The organism is Povalibacter sp., assembly GCF_036735925.1.
In the GTDB taxonomy this organism is placed as follows: Bacteria; Pseudomonadota; Gammaproteobacteria; order Steroidobacterales; family Steroidobacteraceae; genus Steroidobacter.
Map to the genome: position 1 here is coordinate 1 of NZ_DAINNK010000140.1, position 6,141 is coordinate 6,141.

9 protein-coding genes are annotated in these 6,141 nt (G+C 64.9%); all 9 read left to right on the plus strand.

Annotated features, from left to right (window positions below):
- Positions 1–78 precede the first annotated feature (78 nt).
- Complete coding sequence (locus tag V7D81_RS22665) at positions 79–1,218, plus strand: amidohydrolase family protein (RefSeq protein WP_324320603.1); 1,140 nt, start codon at positions 79–81, stop codon at positions 1,216–1,218.
- Positions 1,219–1,453: 235 nt separating this feature from the next.
- Positions 1,454–1,876, plus strand: a complete 423-nt coding sequence (locus tag V7D81_RS22670) for a DUF6152 family protein (RefSeq protein WP_324320605.1) — start codon at positions 1,454–1,456, stop codon at positions 1,874–1,876.
- Positions 1,873–2,634 (plus strand): hypothetical protein, encoded by a 762-nt coding sequence (locus tag V7D81_RS22675; protein WP_324320607.1) that lies wholly within the window; start codon positions 1,873–1,875, stop codon positions 2,632–2,634. Before V7D81_RS22670 ends, V7D81_RS22675 begins: the two co-directional genes overlap by 4 nt.
- Before the next feature lie 206 nt (positions 2,635–2,840).
- Complete coding sequence (locus tag V7D81_RS22680; RefSeq protein ID WP_324320609.1) at positions 2,841–3,731, plus strand: hypothetical protein; 891 nt, start codon at positions 2,841–2,843, stop codon at positions 3,729–3,731.
- Between the two features lie 7 nt (positions 3,732–3,738).
- Positions 3,739–4,230: a DUF6644 family protein gene (locus V7D81_RS22685; protein ID WP_324320611.1), complete on the plus strand. Its 492-nt coding sequence runs from the start codon at positions 3,739–3,741 to the stop codon at positions 4,228–4,230.
- A 14-nt stretch (positions 4,231–4,244) separates the two neighbouring features.
- Complete coding sequence (locus tag V7D81_RS22690) at positions 4,245–4,718, plus strand: DUF6644 family protein (RefSeq protein WP_324320613.1); 474 nt, start codon at positions 4,245–4,247, stop codon at positions 4,716–4,718.
- A 106-nt stretch (positions 4,719–4,824) separates the two neighbouring features.
- The gene (locus V7D81_RS22695; protein WP_324320615.1) at positions 4,825–5,280 is read left to right on the plus strand and encodes a rhodanese-like domain-containing protein; all 456 of its coding nucleotides are present in this window, start codon (positions 4,825–4,827) and stop codon (positions 5,278–5,280) included.
- 159 nt (positions 5,281–5,439) lie between these two features.
- Positions 5,440–5,892 carry a cytochrome c gene (locus tag V7D81_RS22700; protein WP_324320617.1) on the plus strand — a complete coding sequence of 151 codons (453 nt, stop codon included), beginning with the start codon at positions 5,440–5,442 and terminating at the stop codon, positions 5,890–5,892.
- 43 nt (positions 5,893–5,935) lie between these two features.
- On the plus strand, positions 5,936–6,141 hold a 206-nt coding region (locus V7D81_RS22705; RefSeq protein WP_324320619.1), incomplete at its 3' end, for a hypothetical protein.

The window sequence follows — 6,141 nt, forward strand, 5'->3', positions numbered from 1 at the left end:
GGGGCCGGCTTCAGCCGGCCTCTTTATCAGAGTCAGGCTGAAGCCTGACCTACAGGAAGAGGCGGCCCAGGAGATCCCATGACCACACGACGACACCTCATCGGTGGCGCCTTCGCCACCGCCATGCTGCTGCCCGGCGCGCTGCGTTCGATCGTTGCACTCGGCGATTCGTCCGCGACGCCGCGGGCGCTGGTCGACTGGCACAGTCACTACGTCTCGCGCGCAGAACTCAGGTATCTCGCGTCACGCAAAATCGCGCCTCGGGTACTCACCGCAGCGGATGGCTCGACACGACTCGAAAACGTCACCACCGTCTCCGCCGCCGCCGGCGACCCGAGCGACATCGCGCAGTCCGACATCACCGCACGCCTGGCGAATCTCGACGCCCACGGCGTGCAGCGCCAGTTGCTCACGCACACCGTCGCCTTCGGTTTCGATGCCTCGCTGCCGATCGAGGATTTGCGTCCGCTGTATCGCGCCTTCAACGACGAACTGGCTGGCGTCGGGGCGAAGCACAAGGACCGCTCCCTCGCAGTCGCCGCATTGCCGACCGCCGATCCGAAATGGGCTGCCGAAGAACTCGCGCGCGCCCATCGCGAACTCGGCTTCATCGGCGGTTCGCTGCCGCTGAATGCGTTCGCGACGCTCGAAGGCGCACGCACGCTGGCGCCGATCTTCGCCGCCGCGCAGAAACACCGCAGTCACTTCTTCATCCATCGCGGACCGGCGAACGCCGCGGTGCCGGGCCAGCCGCCGCTGGTCGTGCCGACCGACACGAACTACGCGCGCTGGAGCCTGATCAGCAACTCGCACCTGGCGGCCGGCGCGATCACGCTCGGGCTCACCGACTTTCTCGATCCGTATCCCGACGTCAGCGTCGAGATCATCATGCTCGGCGGTTTCCTGCCGCACCTGATCGAGAGCATCGTTCCTGCGGCGCGCAACAACGGCATCGCCGATCCGTTGGCGAAGCTGCGCCGGCTGTATCTCGATCCCGGTCCGTACTCGGTGCGCAATGCCGAATGGGTGGCGCTCGCGGCGAACAAGCTCGGCGCCGACCGCATCCTGTTCGGCACCGACTACGGCGTCGGCGGCGGCAAGCGCGGCGATGTCGGCCCGGCGCTCGACACGCTCGACCAGGTGCTCACCGCCGAGCAGCGCCAGCTCATCTATTTCGACAACAGTCGCGCGCTGCTGGCCGCCAAGGACCTGACGTGAGCGCAACGAAAAAAGCAACGATTGAACGCCGGTCTCGTCGCGGTCACGAAGCGGTCACAACGCCTGTGCGACGCGCGATCGAAGTCGCTCCGCAGTCACAGAGCAGTGACATGCCGCTGCTGCATTGGCAGATAACGAGCGAACGTTGGACAGTGCGTGCGCTGCCGTCGAGAGTGCGGCCCGCGACGGCAGCAGCACCGCGTGTCCTGCCGCGCCATTGATTCGGAGAAGATGAATGAAGTGGATGTCTTTTTACCGTGCATCGCTTGCCGTCGTGATGGCGGCCACGGCCGTGCCGACCTGGGCGCATCACGCCTTCGCGGCGGAGTTCGATGCCGACAAGCCGATCGATCTCACGGGCACGGTCACCAGGATCAAGTGGGTCAATCCGCACAGCTGGCTGTACTTCGACGTTGCCGACACCGCCGGCAAGGTGACGAATTGGGGTGTCGAGTTCGGCGCCCCGAACCAGCTCGCGCGCATCGGCCTCACCAAGGCCGACGTGGCGCCGGGCACCAAGGTGCACATCAAGGGCTACCTCGCCAAGAACGGCGGCGCGTTCGGCTATTCCGTCACCGTGACGTTGCCGGATGGACGCACGTTCCAGACGGGCGGCGCGCAGGATGCACCGACGGCAAGGACGGCAGCAGCACAATGACGAAGCGACTTCTCGCAGCACTGGCGCTCGGTCTGGTGCTGCAGGCGGCGAATGCCGCCGAGCCGAAGATCCCGCGCCTGTCGAACGGCAAGCCGGATTTCTCCGGCATCTGGCAGACGACCAGCGCCGCGGACTACGACCTCGAACCGCATTCGGGCCGCATCGATGCGCCGCCGGGTCCGGGTGTCGTCGAAGGCAACGTGATTCCCTACCTGCCCGAAGCGCTGGAGAAGAAGAAAGAGAACTTCGCCGCGCGCGATACCGAAGATCCGCGCCTGAAGTGCTGGACGCTCGGCACGCCGCGCGGCATCTACTACCCGGAGCCCTTCCAGATCCTGCAGCGCGCGAACGACGTCACGATCGTGTTCCAGTTCGGCCAGTCGGTGCGCACGATCTTCACCAACGGCACGCTGCATCCCAAGGTCACGGACAACGAGTTCTATCTCGGCGATTCGCGCGGTCACTGGGAAGGCGACACGCTGGTCGTCGACGTGGTCGATTTCAATGAAGAGACCTGGCTCGATCGCGCCGGCAACTATCACAGCCCGAAGCTGCACGTAGTCGAGCGCTGGAAGTTCCTCGATGCCAACACCCTCGAGTACCACGCCACGCTGGAAGATCCGCTGGTGTTCGCGAAGCCCTGGAGTCTGAGCGTGATCCTGCACCGGCATCGCGAAAAGAACTTCCAGCTGATCGAGAACTACTGCTTCACGCGCGATTTCGACAAGTACTACCCGGTACCGGCGCAGGGCGAGTGAACCGCAGTGAGCAAGAAGCAAAGCGTTGATCACCAATGAACCAGATGAAGTCGAATTGTGCGTCCCTTCCTCCGCGTAGCGGGGGAAGGACAGGAAGGGGGTTGTCTGGAAAGGCAGCGGGCTCGCGCCCCAGCGCCCCCACCCCAACCGGACGCCGGCAATACAGGGGAATCGTTGCGGTTGTCCTCGGTTTGACGATTGCATCAGTGTCCCTCGCACAGCAGGCGCCGGGCGGCGGCATCCAGCGCGAAAAGACCGTGACCGTCATCGAGTCCGGCCGCTGGACCGGCAAGCGCACGCCGGATGGCCAGCCGGACGTGGCGGGCCAGTGGTCGAACACCATTGCCAATCACAACAACTGGACCGATCCGCAGGGCGGCGTGCCGGGCGATCCGAATCCGCGCGCGCTTCCGAAAACCCAGCGCAGCGAGCGTGCGCCGAGTCGCGTGAGCGATCCGGCCGATGGCGAGGTGCCGTTCCAGCCGTGGGCGCGCGAGAAGCAGCAGGAGTTCCTGAAGTACTTTCACGATCCGATCCGGCCCGAATACATCGAGCCGCTGGCGCGCTGCGCGCCGGCCGGCGTGCCGAAGTCGTTCACCTGGCATGGCTTCGAGATCCGCCAGTATCCGGACTACGTGCTGATCCTGTTCAACTCGGGCTGGCGCATCATCCATCTCGACGGCAAGCCGCACCTGCCCGCGAACATCAAGCTGTGGAACGCCGATTCGCGCGGCCGCTGGGAAGGCAACACGCTGATCGTCGACGTGACCAACAACAACGCCAAGGCGCGCCTCGCGCGCACCGGCGAGTTCTTCAGCGACAACGCGCACATCGAAGAGCGCTACGTCTTCGACAACGGCGGCCAGCGCTTCAATTACGTCGCGACGATCACCGACCCGACGGTGTTCACGCGCCCGTGGACGGCGACGATTCCGGTGCGGCGCTACACGGAGAAGGACCAGATCGACGGCTGGCACTACGAAGTCGCCGAAGCCAATACGCCCGACGGCAGCCTGAAGCACGAGCGCTACGAGCGCATGTGCATCGAGAACAACGGACCGTTCGGTCAGGTCGCCGTGGCGCCCGCGAAGAAGTGAGACGGTCATGTCGCTCATCGCAATTGCCGAACGGATCGAACAGTGGCCGCTGGCGATGTACATCGCCGAGTCGCGTTATGCCTTTCCGCTGATCGAAGGTGTGCACCTCATCGGGCTGTCCATTGCCGTCGGCCTGCTGTTCATCACCGACCTGCGGCTCGCCGGCGTGGTGCTGAAGCGCCTGCCTGCCGTACAGGTGCTGCATCAGCTGCGTCCGTGGGTGCTCGGCGGCTTCGTCGTGATCTTCATCACCGGCGGGCTGCTGTTCCTCGCGTCAGCGTCGTCGCTGGTGACCAGCGCGATCTTTGCCTGGAAGCTCTTGTTCATCGTGCTCGCGGGAATCAACGCGGCGTACTTCGAGTTCGTCATCGCCAGGAAAACGGAAGTGCACGACGGACAGGTCGTGCTGCCGCACGCCGCGAGATATGCCGCCATCGCGTCGCTCGGCCTGTGGTCGGTGGTCATCGTCTGCGGCCGCATGATTCCGTATCTCTCCTGATTCCGAAGAGCGCCATGTCGATCGCCGAAATTCTCACCGCCATCCAGGACAGCCCGGTCGCGCATGCGATCAGCAAGTCCAATCACCTGGTCGCGGCCGGGCTGCAGGTCGTGCACGTGCTGGGATTCATCGCACTGCTCGCGGCGCTGGTGCTGATCAGCCTGCGGCTGCTGAACCTCGTGTTCAGGAATCAGCCGATGAGCGAAGTGACGCGCGATGCCAATCGCTTTTTCTACATCGGCCTGGTGCTCACCGTGGTGAGCGGCACGCTCATGTTCGTCGCCACGCCGAAGCTGTACTACTACAAGTTCGCCTTCGAGCTGAAGATGGTGCTGTTCGTCACCGCCATCGTCCTGCAGTTCGCGCTGTTCCGCCGGATCGCGGCGCGCGAGTCGCCGCATCCCGTGCTGGCGCGCACGACGGTCGGGGTGTCGCTGGCCATCTGGTTCGGTATCGGACTGGCGGGGCGAATGATTGGCTTCACCTGATATTTCCCAAGGCCGGCTGAAGCCGGCCCCACAGGAAGATGCAGAGTCCTGTGGGTCAGGCTTTAGCCTGACTCCCTTCTTGATCTCCACTCACAGGTAATCTCACATGCATCGTCCGACACTCGCCGCGCTGGCGGCTATGGCTTCGATTCTCGCCACCCCCGCCACATTCGCGCAGGAACAGCCCGCCGTCGCGGCGACCAAGGCGCCAGCCTTCAAGGCGCACGTACTCAATCGCGCCGAGTTCGACACGCTGCTGGCACACCCGGACAAGCTGCTGGTGATCGACGTGCGTCGTCCGGACGAACTCACGACCATCGGCGGCTTTCCCGTCTACCTGAGCGTCCAGCTGAGCGAACTGGAAAAGAGCGTCGCCTGGATTCCGAAAGACCGCACCATCGTCACGGTGTCGAATCACGCCGGTCGCGGCGGCCGCGCCGCCGATTTCCTTGCCGACCACGGCTTCAAGGTCGCAGGAACCCTCGGCGCACAGAACTACGAGGCCGAAGGCGGCAAGCTGACGCGCATCGCACCGTCGGCGCCGAAAGCTGCGAGCCGGTAATCGGCTCTCTGCATGATGCGCCGTTCTGCCTGTGGGTCAGGCTTTAGCCTGACCGCCGCACTGACCGTCATCGCACTGCTGGCGACTACGGCATGCACCCGGCAGTCGCCGCCGACCGCACCCTCGCCCTTCATCCCCGCAGCAAGCCTCCAGGAAATCATGAACTCCCAGGTCGACCCGGCCGCGGATTTCCTGTGGGAAGCGGTGAGCACGGAAGTCACGCTCGAAGGCACGGTGGAGCACCGTCCACAGACCGACGCCGAATGGCTCGAACTGCGTCATGCCGCGATCCGGCTCGCCGAATCCGCCAACCTGCTCGTGATCGACGGCCGGCGCGTCGTCGCCGAGGGTCACACGCTCGAGGATGCGCACGTGCAGGGAATTTCGCCGCCTGAGGAGATTCAGCGGGCCATCGATGCCAACCGTCCTGCATTCAATGCCCACGCCCGCGAGTTGCATACGGCTGCAACACTGCTGCTGCAAGCTGTCGACGCCAGGGACGTTCATGCCCTGGTGGAAGCAGGCGGCCAGCTCGATGAGGTCTGCGAAGCGTGCCATCTGCGGTACTGGTATCCCAACGCGCCGCTGCCGCCGGAGCTGGCGCAACGTTGAACGACTGGAGACGAAACGCGTGCGACGCTGCGATCGGGGTTCTTTGCGACGACTGACCTGCGCCGGCCTCTGGCTGGCGGCGCTCGTCGCATCCGCCGCGTCGGGCGCGAACTCCGAATCGGTACGACGCGATCACGTGACGGTGCAGTTGGTGGCCGCGGACCGGGTCGCGCAACCGGGAGCGACGACACTCGTCGGCCTGCGCATCGTTCACGATCCCGAATGGCACACGTACTGGCGCAATCCGGG

What these genes read in the sequence shown, in the direction of transcription:
- V7D81_RS22665 (WP_324320603.1), top strand. Translation starts at nt 79, where the DNA reads ATGACCACACGACGACACCTCATCGGTGGCGCCTTCGCCACCGCCATG.
- V7D81_RS22670 (WP_324320605.1), top strand. Translation starts at nt 1,454, where the DNA reads ATGAAGTGGATGTCTTTTTACCGTGCATCGCTTGCCGTCGTGATGGCG.
- V7D81_RS22675 (WP_324320607.1), top strand. Translation starts at nt 1,873, where the DNA reads ATGACGAAGCGACTTCTCGCAGCACTGGCGCTCGGTCTGGTGCTGCAG.
- V7D81_RS22685 (WP_324320611.1), top strand. Translation starts at nt 3,739, where the DNA reads ATGTCGCTCATCGCAATTGCCGAACGGATCGAACAGTGGCCGCTGGCG.
- V7D81_RS22690 (WP_324320613.1), top strand. Translation starts at nt 4,245, where the DNA reads ATGTCGATCGCCGAAATTCTCACCGCCATCCAGGACAGCCCGGTCGCG.
- V7D81_RS22695 (WP_324320615.1), top strand. Translation starts at nt 4,825, where the DNA reads ATGCATCGTCCGACACTCGCCGCGCTGGCGGCTATGGCTTCGATTCTC.
- V7D81_RS22700 (WP_324320617.1), top strand. Translation starts at nt 5,440, where the DNA reads ATGAACTCCCAGGTCGACCCGGCCGCGGATTTCCTGTGGGAAGCGGTG.